Genomic DNA, 15,394 nt, shown 5'->3' with positions numbered 1-15,394 from the left:
CACGCTCGGCTTCGGCACGTTCGGCTTCGGCACGTTCGGCTTCGGCGCGTTCGGCTTCGGCGCGTTCGGCTTCGATGCGTTCGGCTTCGACGCGTTCGGCTTCGACGCGTTCGGCTTCGACGCGTTCGGCCTCGACACGCTCGGCTTCGACACGCTCGGCTTCGAGGCGTTCGGCTTCGAGGCGTTCTGCTTCGACACGTTCGGCCTCGACACGTTCGGCCTCGACACGTTCGGCCTCGACACGTTCGGCCTCGACACGTTCGGACTCGACACGCTCGGCTTCCACGCGTTCGGCTTCGACGTCGTGGACCGGCAGATGCACTTCCGGCAAGGCATCGCGCAATGCGACCAGGCCAGCGGCGAGACCGGCCTGCGCCGGAACATGCTGCGCAGCCTGCTGCAGGCCAGCCACCGTGGCGTGGATCTGCGTGACCAATTCGCCCAACGCGGACAACCCGTGTGCGTCGACCGGCTGCCCGGCCGCGCCAAGGCGCTTGAGGTAGCCCTCGGCGGGTCCGGTTGCCTCGGTGATTTCCGGCACCTCCGCCATCGCGAACGCACCGTTCATGGTGTGCACGGCGCGGATCAGCAGGTCATCCGGCACCTGCGGCGACTGTTTCGCGCCATCCAGCCATGTTTCGACCGTGGCGACATGGCCGCCGACTTCGGCCGTGAGGATTTCCAGCAAGACCGCATCGACCTGTACCGGGACATGGCCAGCAGGAATCGCGGGCGCGACCGGAGCTTCGACAACGGCAGGCGCATCGACGTGCGCGACGACTTCCGGTTCGACAACTGCCGGGGCATGCGTTTCTTCGACCACGACTTCGGCAACGGGAGCAGCAGCCGCGGCAACCGGAGCGGTGTATCCAACGTCTTCGCCCGCCGCGACGCGATCGGCCACGGCAGCGATGCCGTCGAGATCCAATTCGGGGACGGGATGCTTCTCGAGTGCGGCGAGCAGATGTGGCAGGTTGGCGCCCGCGGTCTGCACCAGGCCGATCACCGCCGGCGAGGCCGGACGCGTGCCATCGAGCACGCGGTTGAGCATGTTCTCGATCTTCCAGCTGAACTCGCCGAGGCGGGTCGCGCCCACCAGGCGACCACTGCCCTTCAGGGTGTGGAAGATGCGACGGATCGGACGCAGGCGTTCGGCATCGTTGGGCTGTTCCAGCCATGCCGGCATCAGCTGGTCGAGGTTGCCGATCTCCTCGCCGAATTCCTCGACGAAGATCGAGCGGATTTCGTCGTCGATCTCGTCCTTGCCGTGGTCGAAGCCGAGCTCGTCGCGCACGGCCACTGCGCCGCCCGCGACCGCGGCCACGGGTGCAGCAACAGCAACAGGCGCATTGGCAGCTTCGGCGGCCACGAAGACCGGCTCCAAAACCACCGGCTCTTCGGCGGCGGGCGCGGCGACGACCGGCTCGGCCATCGTCGGCAACGGCGGCGGCACCGCATCGTGCACAACGGCCGCAGGCTCGCCGGTGAGCTGCGTCATCAGGCCTTCGTAGGCGGTTTCGAGTTCGGAATCGATCGGCGTCGATTCGTCCACTTCCGGCGCCGACGGCAGCGGCCAGTAATGCAGCGCTTCCAGGCTCTGGCGGGTGATCGCGAGGATGTCGTCGCGATCGGCGCGCTTGTCGCGCAGCGCTTCGAGGTAGTACTCGGTGCTGGCGAGCGCATCGGCGAGCGTGTCGAGCTGCTGGCTGCCGGGCACGCGCTTCTTGCGGATCAGTTCGTGCTCGGTGTAGAGGCGAATGCCCTTCAGGTAATCGGCGGCCTGCGGCAGTTCCAGCATCCCGAGCGCACCACCGACTTCGTTGAGCAGGCGCGGGATTTCCGCGAGCTGGGCGTGGTCCCAACCGGTTTCGACGAAGGCGACGAAGCCCTGGCGGGCATCGCCGAAATTGGCGATCGCTTCGCGGATCAGCACCGTCACCAACTGCGCGGCGTCGGATGCGCCCATCGCACCGCCTTCCGACGGCGCCAGCGATTGATCCTGGCCGAGGCGCGCGACCTGGTCTTCCAGCGAAGCGTCGACGAACAGCAAGGCGCCGGCGACATCGAGCAAGGCCTGTTCGCTGTCCTTGTTGCTGCCATCGACCACGCGCGAAAGCGTGTCGCGCTGGCGATGCATGTTCTCGCGGGCGCTGCCCAGTCCGAGCATGCCCAGGGTGTCGCCGATGCGACCGAGCGCCTCGACCTGCGGCGACAGTTCCGACGTGTCGGTGGTTCCACTGCGCAGATGAAGATCGAGCGCGTCCTTGACCCGGAACACGTCTTCCTTCAACGCCGAGGCAACGGTATCGAGCAGCGCGCGATTGACGCCGGTGACGCTGCTGCGGGCGTGTTCGATTTCACTTTCGGAAACGCTGGATTCGCTGCCGATGGCGAAGGCCGAGCGCAGGCGATCCAGTGCCGGCGACGACGCCTGGCTGTTGGCGACCTGTTGCAGCAACTGGCGAACGGGTTCGTACAGCGCGGATGCGGAACCGGCGCGCAGGCCATCGGCGTGCAACGCCTGGCGCGCTTCGCGCGCCACCAGCGCAAAGGCATTGCGCAGCGACGTGGAGGCCGGCAGCGCACCCTGGTTCAAGGCTTCGGCGGATTCGCTGGCGACCCACAGCATGCGCCGGGTGTCTTCGTCCTGCGCGAGTCCGAGCAGTCCGGACAGCGCATCGTGCAAACCGGCGGCATCGGCCTGGCCGCGACCGGGATTCAGGCTGTCGAGCGCGCGATCGAGCGCGGTGAGCATGGCCGGTGCACCGGACAGCGTGGTCGCGGCGACCAGGGCATCGGCGCGCGGCACGTCATCGGGCAGCGGGCGGTTGAAATCGGGTGCGAACAGCACCGCTTCGCCCAGCGGCTGCTCGTTGCGCAGCGCGCGCAGATCGTTGAGCAGCGGCAACAGGACGATCGGGATGTCGCGATGACCGCCCTGCAGGCGCTCGAGGTAGTCGGGCAGTTGCACCGTCGCGCGCAGCAGCGCGTCGCAGGCTTCATGCTCGCGACCCGGCAGCTGGCCATCGGCAACCGATGCGGCGAGATGCTGCATCTCCTCGCTGACCATCGCCGGCGCGTACAGCTCCAGCATGCGCAGCGTGCCTTCGATCTGGCGCAGCTGGTCGGCGGCGGAGCGCATCGCCCCGACGTCCGAGGGCGTCTCGGCATAGGCCTCGACATCGGTCTGGACCTGCTTGAGCGCGGCATCCAGCTCGGGCTTGATCCAGCCCAAGGTGGCGTGTTCGATCGCTTCGCGAAGCGCGCTCATTCAGCTGTTCCTTCCAGGTGTTGCTGTGCAGTCACGAGGTCGTCCGTCGCTCAGGCCGGCAGCTTGAAGTCGGCCACCGAACGACGCAGGTCGGTTGCCAGCTGCGCCAGCGTTCCGATCGACTGCGCGGTCTGGCTCGCGCCTTGCGAGGTCTGTGCGGTAATCGAACGGATCGTATCCATCGTCTGGGTGATGTTCGATGCCGCGCTCGACTGCTGCTCGGCGGAGTGCGAGATGCCTTCAATCAGGCCGGCAAGATCGCTCGACACGCGTTCGATTTCACCCAGCGCGGTACCGGCGTCCTCGGCCAGTCGCGCACCACGCACCACTTCCGTGGTCGTCTGCTCCATCGAGCTGACCGCTTCGTTGGTATCGGACTGAATCGTGTGCACCAGGCCTTCGATTCGCTTGGTCGCGCGCGATGCGCGTTCGGCGAGTCGCTGCACTTCGTCGGCCACGACCGCGAACCCGCGGCCCGCCTCGCCGGCCGATGCCGCCTGGATCGACGCGTTCAGCGCCAGGATGTTCGTCTGCTCGGAAATGTCGTTGATCAGTTCCACGATCGAGCCGATTTCCTGCGAGCTTTCGCCCAGTCGCTTGATTCGCTTCGAGGTTTCCTGGATCTGGTCACGGATGTTGTCCATGCCCTGGATCGTCTGGCGCACCACGCCGGCACCGTTGGTGGCGATTTCCACCGACTTGCGCGCCACTTCCGCGGACTGCGCCGAGTTGCGCGACACCTGGTTGATGTTCGATGCGATTTCGCTGATGCGGTCGGAGGCGTGGGTGATTTCCTGCGACTGGTGTTCCGCCGCTTCGGCGAGGTTGAGCGCGGTGTTCTGCGTTTCCTGCGCACCGGCCGCGACCTGCACCGAGGTGTCGTTGATCGTACCCACCAGGCTGCGCAGCTGTTCGATGGCGAAGTTGATCGAGTCCGCAATCGCGCCGGTCACGTCCTCGGTCACGGTCGCCTTCACGGTCAGGTCGCCTTCTGCGAGCGAACCCATTTCGTCGAGCAGACGCATAATCGCCTGCTGGTTACGGGCGTTCAGCTCTTCCACCGCCGCGCGACGCTGGGCCTGGGCGCGGTACTGGTTGACCAGCAGGAAGACCAGCGAGAGCACCGCCAGCGCACCGGCCAGCAGGGTGATCCACACGTTACCGAGGATGTTGGTGTCCTTCAGCGACCCGCTCGCGGTGAAGCTGCTGAACAGCTTGCGGCTGTCGGCCAGCAACTTGTCGGCGCCGGTCCCGATCTTGTCGGACGCCGCCTGGGCATCGAACAGCTGCTTGGAGTTGCCGAGGATGGCGTCGAGATCCTTCTTCATCTCGCCCCACATCAGGGTCGCCTTGTTCAACGGCGAGACCGCGGCACCGGTGGTGACCTTGGCGGCCATGACGCCGCCCTCGCGCAGCGAGGTCATGATCTGGTCGAACAGACCCGAGTCCTGGCGCAGGCCGTTGCCGGCCACCGGGGCGCCGGCGCCACCGGCGCGGATTTCCGCGATGCGGCGGGCCATACCGGATGCCAGCACGATCTGGCGCATGGCGATCTGCTGCTGGGCGGCGGGGGCGCCGCCGTTGCTCAGGCCAGCCACGACTTCGTTGAGCTGGGCCTGGAGATCGGGGATGCGTGCGCTGAACTTGTCGGCGTTGCCGGACAGGCCGGTCAGCACCGATTCGGAACCGATGATGGCGTCGCCACTCTTGGCCAGCGGCGCCCAGGTCGCCTTGACGCGGGTGATGTCGGCGGACACCGCGGCTTCGCTGCCGTAGCGCGAATCCACTTCGTTGATCGCCCTCTGGATGTCCTCGCGTACCGTCTTGAGGTTCTTGAAGGCGTCCGGCTTGCCGTCTACCGCGGCGCGGCTCAAGTTGGCGTACTGCTGCGACAGCACCTGGAGGTCGGCCACCGCACCGCTGGCGCTGCTGTAGCGCGAGGACTTGAACAGCGAATAGCCTGCGTTGACCAGGAACACCAGCAACGCCCCGGCGAGGATGATCGCCCAGAAGTTACTGCCGGCGGCACGCGCCCTGCCGAGGATGTTGTCCGCTGTGGTGCTCATGGTTTTGCCCCTTTGGTGACGCGTGTTGCGCTGCCGTGCCGCGCTGCTGTGGATGAGTGGAGTGGATGGATGCCGCGGTCAGGCCGCGGCCTGCCTGAATTCCGGAGTGCGGACCAACCGCGACAAGTCGAAGACGCCCCAGGTCTCGCCGTCGGCATGGAATGCGCGCTGGATGAAGTGCCCGTACCGCCCCTCGCCGATTTCGGTCGGGTCGGTGGATTGCTGTTCGCCGAAGATGCGCTGGCCGAACAGGCCATCGATCAGGATCGCGACGTCGCCGCCCGGCTGGCGCACGATCAGCATGCGCTGGTCTTCGCGCAGCACGGTGCGTTCGCCTTCCAGGAACAGCTTGAGATCGACCACCGGCAGCAGGTTGCCGCGGATGTTGGCCAGGCCGAGCAGCCACGCCTGGCCGCCCGGGACCGGCGTGGTTTCCGGCAGGGTCAGGATTTCGGCGATGTCGTCGTAGCTGGACAGCAGCTGGTGGGCGCCGACGCGATAGCCCAGTCCGCGCCAGCCTTCGCTGGCGGACATCTGCGGCAACCCGACGTTCCGCGCCTGGCAGCGCTGGTCGAGGTCGCACAGATAGCGGTAGGCGCTGAGCCCCGATTCCATCTATTCAGTTCCCCTGGACATGGGCCTGGATGGCCCCCAGCAGTTCTTCGCGGGTGAAGGGTTTGGTCAGGTACTGCTCCGACCCCACGATCCGGCCCTTGGCCTTGTCGAACAGGCCGTCCTTGGACGACAGCATGATCACCGGCGTCGAGCGGAAGACCTGGTTGTTCTTGATCAGGGCACAGGTCTGGTAGCCATCGAGGCGCGGCATCATCACGTCGACGAAGATGATGTGTGGGTGCTGCTCGACGATCTTGGCCAGCGCCTCGAAGCCGTCGCTCGCCGTGACCACGTCGCAACCTTCGCGCTTGAGCAGCGATTCCGCAGTACGACGGATGGTCTTCGAGTCGTCGATGACCATCACCTTGAGGCCGCTGAAGCGTTCGTGGCTGTTGTTGCCTTCCATCCACCTGTCCTGAGAAACGGGGGCACGCCGGGGGAAGCGGCCATCCGTGCGAATGTTCCATCCGCCGCATGGCATGTCAAGCCGGCGTGACGAAAACGATGTAATTTCCCCGCATTCCGCCAATTGCTGCGGATCGATATTGCTACCATCTGCACATCTAACGAGGGCGGCGGAGTACGGCATGCGTCACGAAGTGGTGGTGGTGATGGATCCGATCGCCGCGATCAAACCGGCCAAGGACTCCACTCTCGCCATGCTGCTGGAGGCGCAGAGACGCGGTTATCCGATCCGCTACGTCAGGCCCGGCGGGCTGTCGATCAGCGACGGCGTGGCCGGTGCCGAGGCCGCCTTGCTGCAGGTGCGTGACGACAAGGCCGACTGGTTCGAGCTGGGCGCATTCGAGCCGCTCCGGTTCGATGCACGCCACATCGTGCTGATGCGCAAGGATCCGCCGGTCGATCCCGATTTCGTCCACGACACCCAGATCCTGACGCTGGCCCAGCGCCAGGGCGCGCTGGTGGTCAATGATCCGCAGGGCCTGCGCGACATGAACGAGAAGCTGGCCGCGCTGTGGTTCCCGGAATGCTGCGTGCCCACATTGGTCAGTCGCGATGCCAAGGCACTCAAGGCCTTCGTGCATGAACAGGGCGAAGCCGTGTTGAAGCCGCTGGACGGCATGGGCGGACGTTCGATCTTCCGAGCCAGCCGTGGCGATCCCAACCTGAATGTGATGCTGGAGACGCTGACCGAAGGCGGCCAACACCTCGCCATCGCCCAGCGCTATGTCCCGGAAATCGTCGATGGCGACAAGCGCGTGCTGCTGGTCGATGGCGTGCCGGTCGATTACTGCCTCGCCCGCATCCCGCAGGGCGACGAATTCCGCGGCAATCTTGCCGCCGGTGGCCGTGGCGAAGGCCGACCGTTGAGCGAACGCGACCGCTGGATCGCCGCCCGGGTCGCGCCCGAGCTGAAGTGCCGCGGCATGCTGTTCGTCGGACTCGACGTGATCGGCGATTACCTGACCGAGGTGAACGTCACCAGCCCGACCTGCATCCGCGAGCTGGATGCGCAGTTCGGGATCAATATCGCAGGGATGCTGTTCGACGCCATCGAAGCGCGACTGGCTGCGTGAGCACGCCGAGCGACGCCCTGCCCGCGGTCGATCCGCCGCGCATCAGCGAGGGCCAGCGCCTGAGCGCGACCTTCCTGCTATCGCTGGCGGTGCATACGGTCCTGCTGCTCGGCGTCGGTTTCGCCATCGGCAAGGCGGCGCCGGTGGTGCCGACGCTGGACGTGATCCTGACCCAGGTGCAGACGCCGCTGACGCCGAAGCAGGCGGACTTCCTCGCCCAGGCCGCCAACCAGGGTGGCGGCGAGCACGACAAGACGACGCGCCCGACCGATCCGCAGGTCGGCGACACCCCCTCGCCGCAGGAGGGCGTCGCAGCGCGCGAACTGCAAGCACAAGCGCCGACCGTGCAGCCGCCGCCGGAAACCCGCGTCATCACCACCCATGACAGCCCGCAGGCCACGGCGACCGCCAGCGACACCTCGCCGCGCGGCGATCGTCCGCTGCCTCCGGGCGAACGCCGCGTCGATGTCGACATGAGCGAGGCGCGACTCGCCGCCGAGATCGACGAGCAGACGCGGCAATACGCCAAGCGCCCGAAAACCAAGTACGTCTCCGCCAGCACCCGCGAATACGCCTACGCCGGCTACCTGCGGCAATGGGTCGATCGCGTGCAGCGGGTCGGCAACCTCAACTATCCCGAGGAAGCACGGCGACGCAGGTTGCAGGGTTCGGTGATGATCGGGATCGACATCCGTCGCGACGGCAGCATCGATTCGCTGCAGCTTGTGCGTTCAAGCGGCAACAAGTTGCTCGACGACGCCGCGTTGCGCATCGCCCGCCTCGCCGAACCCTATCCGCCGCTGCCGAAGACCAGCGACAATCTCGATGTGCTGCACGTGGTGCGGACGTGGGAGTTTTTGCCGGGCGGCGAGATCGTCGATCGATGAAGCATGGCTCCTAAAGCGATTTCCAGGTAAACGCCTCGCCGCTCCGCCAGAACACTGCCGTCGCGCGCCCGTAAACCTTGCCCTCCGGCACCAGCCCGAAGAATCGCCCGTCGAGGCTGTTGCCGCGATGGTCGCCCATCATCAGCAATTGTCCCGGCGGAATCCGCATCGACGCGACATCGGGGCCGCCGCCATCGTCGAGATCGAGCGTGGCCGCATGCGCGCCAAACCGTTCCTCGGTGCCCTGCCCGTTCGACAGCCACTGGCCATTGATGCGCAGATGGCCGTCGCGCACTTCCACCGTGTCGCCACCGACCGCGACCACGCGCTTGATCAGTCGCACGCCATCGCGCGGCGAATCGAAGATCACGACTTCGCCGCGCTGCACCGGTTGGCCGCGGGTGAGGTGCCAGGTGGTCAGGGGGACGCGCCAACCATGCGCGCGCATGTCGACCAGCACGCGATCGCCGGGCTCGAGCGTCGGCTGCATCGAGCCGCTCGGCACCACGTAGTGATTGGCGAACGAGGCGCGAAACACACCGAGCAGCAGCAGCACGGCGGCGGTGCGCGCCCATTCGCCGCGCCAATGCCACCACGGGTGCTTCGGTGCCTTTGTGTCCTGTGGGCGATCCATTTGAAACTCCATCCCGAACTTTCCGGGCACAGGCTCGCGCCGATGCAGCATGCGGGCATGTGCCGGAAGTCAGATCAACCGGGGCAGCGACGATTCATTCAATGGATGCGGACGGCACCGGGATGCGCGTCGACGGCCTTCCACGGCAGGATCGCCCAGTCCGGGTCGTCGCAACTGCGGGCGACGCGGGCGAAATAGGCCGAGATGTGGATCCCCTTCGGCATCGCATACCAGTTCGCGAATTGCCAGACTTCGGGATCGTCGTAGTTGCATTCGTCCTCGCCCGTGCGGAACTCGGACGGATAGGCAGCCTTGAGCTGGGCAACCGCCCACGGCGCGAAGCGCTTGCTGCGGTAGTCGGACCACGCCTGGTTCCACGCATTGCCTTTCGCCTCGTGCAACACCTTGCCCGGACCCAGCCAGAGCACGTCGTCGAGATCGAGCTCGCGGCCATCGCGCGGATCGATGTTGATCGGCCCGTCGCTGAAGTCGGGATGTGCGCCACCGCAGTAGTAGCTGCTGAACAGGCTGACGCTGAGGATTTTCGGACTGATGTGGCGCAACGTGGTGGTGGTCTCGTACTCGCCCTGGCCGTCCCGCGCACCCGACATGCAGTCGTAGTAATTGCCGACCCAGTTCCACAGATTCATGCGCAGCGTCCGGTTGATGTGCTGGAGTTGCGCCTCGGGATACCCGGACACCACTTCGAACAGGTCGATGCCGCTTTCGGGCTGGTGGAACCACTGCAGGGTGTAGCCATCGATCTGCTGCAGCTTCTTTTTCTGCAAGGTGAGATCGGCCATGCGCAGCCATTCGTAGCGGTCGATGTCGCCGCGCACCGCCTGCAGGCCCGGTTCGCGCGCACTCACGCTCGAACTTGATTCAAGGCTGCGCAGATGGATCGGCAACCGCCTGCCCTTCGGCCCGAGCCATTCGCCATCCCAGCGATCCCGCGCCGGGATCTGCATCTTCCAGCCGGGATGCGGCTCGTCATCACGCAGGCCTTCCTGCAACGTGATCCGCCCATCCGCGGATGCCTTGCCTTGCAACTGGATATCCATGCGATGGCGACGGTAGAAATACCGGCCTTCGAGATCGGCGCTGCCCTTCGCTGGCGCATTGATCTTGACCACGACTTCGTTCGGGCCGAGCGTGCCCTGCCAGACCTTGCCGGGCTCGTCGGCCTGGGCGGCACCGCAAATGATCGCTGCAAGCCCGAAGCAAACACGCTTCCAGCGTGCGCTCATCGCGAAGCATCCTTGTGGGCGCGTGCGGCCTGTTGTTCGACGAGGGTGAGCGCGACGTTGTTGCGCAGATAGGCAGGCTCGACCAGGTCAGGCGACACCGCGACACCGCGTGTGAAGGCAGCCGCGGCCAATCGCGCGAGATCGGCGGCATGCGGCAGCGCCGATGCATCGATCGTCGCCAGTTGCGGCGCCAATCGCGTCGCCAGTTCCGATTCGCCGGCGGAAAACCCGGTGCCGATGCCATGCCAGCCGTCGCCTTCGATCGTCACCTGCGCAGGTGCAACGACGCGTTCCGGAGAAATCTCCTCAAGCATCCCGTCGTGCAGGCGATAACCCGCCCAATAGACTTCGTGCATGCGCGCGTCGATGGCGGCGAGCACGCGATCGCCTTCTCCGGCATTCGCGCCCGCTGCCAGCACCTGCAGCGTCGACAGCGGCACCAGCGGGCGATCCAGTCCCAGCGCAATGCCCTGGGCGATGGCGATGGCGAGGCGCACGCCGGTGAAGGCGCCGGGGCCGCGTCCGACCGCGATTGCATCGAGCTGCGCGCGGGAGATTCCCGCTTCGGCCAGCAACGCATCGCACCATGGCAATGTCAATTCGGCGTGGCGACGCGGCGCGATCTCGAAGCGCTCGCGCACTTCGCCGTCGCTCCATAGCGCGACCGAGCAGGCTTCCGTGGCGGTTTCGATGGCCAGCAGCTTCATCGCTCAATTATCCGAAAAGAAGGCGCGCACGTCTTCGACATCGCGACTGCGCGGGATCGGCGGCAGCGAATCCAGGAAGATCTTGCCGTAACTCTTGTTGGTCAGGCGTGGATCGCAGAGCACCAGCACGCCGCGGTCGCGCTCGCTGCGGATCAGGCGGCCGACGCCCTGCTTGAGCGCGATCACCGCCTGCGGCAATTGTTCGTCGCGGAACGGCACCCCGCCGGCGCGGCGAATCGCATCCAGCCGCGCCTCGAACACCGGGTCGTCGGGCGCGGCGAACGGCAGTTTGTCCATCACCACCACGCTCAAGGCATCGCCGACCACGTCGACGCCTTCGCGGAAACTGGCGGTACCGAGCAGCACGCCGTTGCCGGACGCGCGGAAACGCTCCAATAGCTGCCCGCGCGGCGCCTGCCCCTGCACGAACAGCGGCCATGGCGCATCGCGCAGCAATTCGGCGGCTTCGCGCAGGGCGCGATGCGAAGCGAACAGCACGAAGGCTCGACCCTTGGATGCCTCGAGGACCGGCCGCACCGCATCGACCACGGCGGCGGTGAAACCGCGATCGGAAGGCTCGGGCAATCCTTTCGGCAGGTACAGCAGCGAATTCGTTTGCCAATCGAACGGGCTCGGTTCGAGCACCGTTTCCGGTTCCCACAAGCCGAGGCGCTTGCTGGCGTGGAGGAATTCACCGCCCACCGCAAGCGTGGCAGAGGTGAAGATCCACGCCGCCTTCGACTGCTCGCGATGCTGGCGCAGCGGTCCGGAAACATCGAGCGGCGTGCGCTGGATGCGAAAACCGCGTGGCGTCAGTTCGTACCAGCAGACGTCGTCGCTGTCGTCGACGGCGACATCGAGCCAGCGTTCGAGCTTGGTCACGGCATCGCCGGCACGGGCGTGGCAGGCATCAAGCCCCGGAGAGGATTCGCGCACGCCTTCCAGCGCCCTGCGCAAGGCTTGCAGCGCGGCCAGCAGATCGATGAAACCGTCTTCGACCTCGGCGATCGCCAATGCGCGCTGGCGGGTCCCGCGCGGTGGCGCGTTCTCGAACGCGGCGCGCAGGTCGCGAGCCAGGCGCTCGACCTGCTGCGCCGGCGGTTCGACCACCGGAATCGCGGCGGCGACATCCCTCGCTTCGGTGATGCAATCGCGCGCGAGCTCGACGATCTGGCGCGCACCGAGCCCTTCGCCGAAGAACAGCGCGGCGAGTTCCGACAACTGGTGGGCCTCGTCGACCACGAAAGTCTCGGCGCCGGGCAGGATTTCGCCGAAGCCTTCCTGCTTGAGGGCGAGATCGGCCAGCAGCAGATGGTGGTTGACCACCACGATGTCGGCGGACTGCGCACGCTGGCGCGCCTGCACCACGAAGCATTCCGACCAGAACGGGCATTCGTTGCCGAGGCAGTTGTCGGTGGTACTGGTCACCAGCGGCAACAAGGGGCTGTCGTCGGCAAGACCGTCAAGCTCGGCGATATCGCCCATCTTGGTGCGTCCGCCCCAGGTGACGATGCGCTGGAACTGTGCAACCTGTTCGCGCGAAGTGAAACGCGGTTCGCCCTTGGCCTGTTCCAACCGGTAGCGGCAGAGATAGTTGGCGCGCCCTTTCAGCAACGCAGTCTTGACGCCGATGCCGAGCGCGTCGCGAACGCGCGGCAGATCGCGATGGTAGAGCTGGTCCTGCAACGCACGGGTGCCGGTCGAGACGATGGCCTTGCGCTTCGAAATCAGCAGCGGCACCAGATAGGCATAGGTCTTGCCGGTGCCGGTGCCGGCTTCGGCCAGCAGTTCATTGCGATGCTCGATCGCGTGCGCGATCGCCACTGCCAGCCGTTGCTGCGCCGGCCGCGTCGCGAACGCCGGCAATGCCGTCGCCAGCGCCCCCCCCTCGCCGAGCGCCGCATCGACCGCCTGCGCGAGCGCGCTCATCTCCATTCCGTATTGCCCATCCATCATCAGTTTTACTGCGGCGTATCCGACGGCTGCGTGTTCTGGTCAGGCGCCGGGGTGGTTCCGTTGGCGTCGGATGCATTGGGATCGACCGGCTGGCCGTCGATCGTCTCGTCGGGATTCGGCAGGGCCGCACTGCACGGCTGGTACGCCGGCGCATAGCCCTGCACGAACGGCAGGCGCTGCGCACCCGGGCAGCTGGCATCGGTGCTGCCCGATCCCGAGACCCACTGCCAGTCGAGACCCTTGTTCTTCACCGTCAATGCCGAAGTCGGCAACTTGCGGAAGATGCCCGACCACACACGCATCGCGCCGGTCGCGCCATAGAGTCCGGTCGGCTGGTTCTGGTCGTTGCCGACCCAGATCACCGCGAGATGATCGCCTGTCCAGCCAGCGAACCAGCTGTCGCGACTGTCGTTGCTGGTACCGGTCTTGCCCGCGGGCGTGAGGCGACCGAAGCCATCCGTCATCAACTGATGGCCGGTGCCGGAACTCACTGCGCGCTGCAACGCCACCGTGATCAGGTGCGCGGCCACGGAGTCGCCGGACTGCGCAGGCGCCGGCTTCTTGTCATAGCGATTCACCGCCTTGCCCTGCGGATCGAGCACGCCACGCACCGCGCGCAACGGCTGGATCTCGCCGTCGCTGGCGAGGAACTGGTAGGCCTGCGCCATCGCGTACGGGCTCTGGTCGGTGGCGCCGAGCAGCACCGACGGCTGCGTGCTGACGTCGAGGCCGGCCAGCACCTTGAGCAGTTCGCTGACACGCTCGGGCTGGACCTGCATGCCGATCCGCACCGTCGCCTGGTTGTAGGAATGCGCGAGCGCATCGATCACCCGCACCGTGCCGTGGCTCACGCCGTCGGAATTGTCCGGATTCCAGATCTTGCCGTTGCCGAGCACCACCTGGGCCGGAACATCCTCGACATAGGTCGCGAGCGACCACTTCGACGGCTGCGCCAGTGCCAGCATGTACATGAACGGCTTGACCAGCGAACCGATCGGCCGCTGCGCATCGAGCGCGCGGTTGAAGCCCTGCTCGCGGAAATCGCGGCTGCCGACCACGGCGACGACTTCGCCGCTGTGGACATCGGTGACGACGAGGCCTGCCTGCAACGGCGGGCGTCCGCGCGAACCGATCTTGGCCAATGTCGCGGTGACCGAACCTTCGGCATAGGCCTGCGCCGACGGCGACATCGCCGTCATCACCGAAAGGCCGGCGCCTTGCAGCGAATCGCTGGAGTAATCGCTGGCGAGCTGGCGGCGCACGAGGTCGACATAGGCCGGGAAACGATTCGGCGGCCCGTTGCCGGGCGCCGGCGTCACGCCCAGGGGCGCCTTCATCGCGGCGTCGTATTCCTGCTGGGTCAGGATGTTGCTTTCGCGCATCTTGTCGAGCACGAAGCCGCGACGCGCCAGCGCGCGATCGGGATGGCGGCGCGGATCGTAGAACGACGGCCCGCGGACGATGGCGATCATCAGCGCGATCTGCTCGTTGTTGAGCGATTGCACGTCGCGTCCGAACCAGAATTCCGACGCCGATTCGATGCCGTGGATCGCCTGCGAGCCCTGCTGGCCGAGATAGACCTGGTTGAGATAGGTCTCGAGGATGGTGCGCTTGTCGTAGCGCATCTCGAGGATGATGGCGTAGAGGATTTCGTTGAGCTTGCGGCTTGGCGTCACTTCCTTGCCGATGCCGAGCAGGCCGCTGCGCGCGAGCTGTTGCGTCAGCGTGCTGGCACCCTGGCGGCTCTCGCCACCGGAACGCAGCGCGACCCAGACCGCGCGCATCATGCCGAGCGGATCGACGCCGTGGTGGCGGGCGAAATTCTTGTCCTCGACCGCCTGGAGGCCGGTGACCAGCTTTTCCGGCACTTCGTTGAGGCTGACCAGGCGACGCTCTTCCTGGGCACGACCGTAGAGGGTGGCGATGCGCGCGGGATCGAGACGGGTTGCCGCCACGGTCTTGCGGGTATCGCGATCGCTGACGGCGACGACGCGATCGTCGCCCAGCGTGACGTCGATGCGATGCCCCGCGATATGGCCGCCGATATCGTCGAAGCCACGGCTGGAAATCAGCGCATGGCCACCCTTCACCGCGTAGGTGCCGGGACGGTCGCCGATGCCGTCGTTGTAGTACGCGGCCGCGTCGAGCTCGGTCTTGAGCGTCGCGGTGTCCAGCGCGATCCCCGGCTGCAACTGCAACGGGCGGGCGTAGACGCGCGTCGGCAACTGCCAGCGCAACTGGTCGAAGCGCAGCGTGACCTGATGATTCAGATAGAGCATGTACGGGATCAGGAATCCCAGGCCAATCCCGAGGCAGGCCAGGAACAACTTGATCAGCCGCCGTGTCCACGGACGCGATTCGCCGCTGCTGCCGTCCTCGTACTCGAGATCGTCGTCTTCGTCGTCGTTATCGATGCGCGCCACGCAAGCAACCGCGGTTGGAAAGGGGCAGTCTAGAGCAGAACGGCATCACC

Annotated in this window: 11 protein-coding genes and 1 pseudogene; 3 read left to right on the top strand and 9 right to left on the bottom strand. The window is 66.4% G+C overall.

Features of this window, described 5'->3' with window-relative positions; translation table 11 throughout:
- On the top strand, positions 1 to 432 hold a 432-nt coding region (locus ABE093_RS12335), incomplete at its 5' end, for a pentapeptide repeat-containing protein (RefSeq protein WP_430761210.1).
- Positions 433 to 475: 43 nt separating this feature from the next.
- Here ABE093_RS12335 and ABE093_RS12330 read toward each other — a convergent pair.
- The 4 genes and pseudogenes from ABE093_RS12330 to pilG all read right to left on the bottom strand — a co-directional run.
- Positions 476 to 1,186: pseudogene (locus ABE093_RS12330) on the bottom strand (Hpt domain-containing protein); the annotation flags it as partial.
- 2,135 nt (positions 1,187 to 3,321) lie between these two features.
- Positions 3,322 to 5,337 (bottom strand): methyl-accepting chemotaxis protein, encoded by a 2,016-nt coding sequence (locus ABE093_RS12325; protein WP_430761207.1) that lies wholly within the window; start codon positions 5,335 to 5,337, stop codon positions 3,322 to 3,324.
- A gap of 78 nt (positions 5,338 to 5,415) precedes the next feature.
- The gene (locus ABE093_RS12320) at positions 5,416 to 5,952 is read right to left on the bottom strand and encodes a chemotaxis protein CheW (protein WP_430761206.1); all 537 of its coding nucleotides are present in this window, start codon (positions 5,950 to 5,952) and stop codon (positions 5,416 to 5,418) included.
- 4 nt (positions 5,953 to 5,956) lie between these two features.
- A complete protein-coding gene (pilG, locus tag ABE093_RS12315; protein ID WP_430761205.1) occupies positions 5,957 to 6,358 on the bottom strand; it encodes a twitching motility response regulator PilG in 402 nt (133 codons plus the stop codon).
- Between the two features lie 181 nt (positions 6,359 to 6,539).
- On the opposite strand from pilG, the gene gshB reads away from it, so the two are divergent.
- Both gshB and ABE093_RS12305 read left to right on the top strand, forming a co-directional pair.
- Positions 6,540 to 7,490, top strand: coding sequence for a glutathione synthase (gshB, locus tag ABE093_RS12310; RefSeq protein ID WP_430761204.1), 951 nt, complete (start codon positions 6,540 to 6,542; stop codon positions 7,488 to 7,490).
- Positions 7,487 to 8,377: an energy transducer TonB gene (locus ABE093_RS12305; protein WP_430761203.1), complete on the top strand. Its 891-nt coding sequence runs from the start codon at positions 7,487 to 7,489 to the stop codon at positions 8,375 to 8,377. The genes gshB and ABE093_RS12305 overlap by 4 nt, the downstream gene beginning before the upstream one ends.
- A 10-nt stretch (positions 8,378 to 8,387) precedes the next feature.
- On the opposite strand, the gene lepB is transcribed toward ABE093_RS12305, so the two are convergent.
- The 5 genes from lepB to mrcB form a co-directional block, all read right to left on the bottom strand.
- Positions 8,388 to 9,011, bottom strand: a complete 624-nt coding sequence (lepB, locus tag ABE093_RS12300; protein WP_430761202.1) for a signal peptidase I — start codon at positions 9,009 to 9,011, stop codon at positions 8,388 to 8,390.
- A gap of 98 nt (positions 9,012 to 9,109) precedes the next feature.
- On the bottom strand, positions 9,110 to 10,258 hold the full coding sequence (locus ABE093_RS12295) for a hypothetical protein (RefSeq protein WP_430761201.1): 1,149 nt from the start codon (positions 10,256 to 10,258) through the stop codon (positions 9,110 to 9,112).
- Positions 10,255 to 10,965, bottom strand: a complete 711-nt coding sequence (gene tsaB / locus ABE093_RS12290; RefSeq protein ID WP_430761200.1) for a tRNA (adenosine(37)-N6)-threonylcarbamoyltransferase complex dimerization subunit type 1 TsaB — start codon at positions 10,963 to 10,965, stop codon at positions 10,255 to 10,257. Before tsaB ends, ABE093_RS12295 begins: the two co-directional genes overlap by 4 nt.
- 3 nt (positions 10,966 to 10,968) lie before the next feature.
- Positions 10,969 to 12,894, bottom strand: a complete 1,926-nt coding sequence (locus ABE093_RS12285; RefSeq protein WP_430761199.1) for an ATP-dependent DNA helicase — start codon at positions 12,892 to 12,894, stop codon at positions 10,969 to 10,971.
- Positions 12,895 to 12,926: 32 nt separating this feature from the next.
- Positions 12,927 to 15,344 carry a penicillin-binding protein 1B gene (gene mrcB / locus ABE093_RS12280; RefSeq protein ID WP_430761198.1) on the bottom strand — a complete coding sequence of 806 codons (2,418 nt, stop codon included), beginning with the start codon at positions 15,342 to 15,344 and terminating at the stop codon, positions 12,927 to 12,929.
- Positions 15,345 to 15,394: the final 50 nt, after the last annotated feature.

The organism is Solilutibacter silvestris, from assembly GCF_050574925.1.
GTDB classification, from domain to species: domain Bacteria; phylum Pseudomonadota; class Gammaproteobacteria; order Xanthomonadales; family Xanthomonadaceae; genus Solilutibacter; species Solilutibacter silvestris_A.
The sequence above is the reverse complement of the archived record's forward strand: the minus strand, read 5'-3'. Positions and strand labels throughout refer to the sequence as shown.